Raw genomic sequence first — 231 nt, forward strand, 5'->3', positions numbered from 1 at the left:
CCCTCTCAGGTCGGCTACGCATCGTCGCCTTGGTGAGCCGTTACCTCACCAACTAGCTAATGCGCCGCAGGCCCATCCCGCAGTGACAGATTGCTCCGTCTTTCATCCTTTCAGCAGGAGCCAAAAGGAATTATCCGGTATTAGCTACCGTTTCCGGTAGTTATCCCAGTCTGTGGGGCAGGTTGCCTACGTGTTACTCACCCGTCCGCCGCTAACCATCAGGAGTGCAAG

Annotated in this window: 1 rRNA gene; it reads right to left on the reverse strand. The window is 56.3% G+C overall.

Going from position 1 to position 231, the window contains the following annotated elements:
- A 16S ribosomal RNA gene (locus HPT30_RS00035) occupies positions 1-231 on the reverse strand; the annotation flags it as partial.

This window comes from Paenibacillus agri (assembly GCF_013359945.1).
Classification (GTDB): Bacteria; Bacillota; Bacilli; order Paenibacillales; family Paenibacillaceae; genus Paenibacillus_AQ; species Paenibacillus_AQ agri.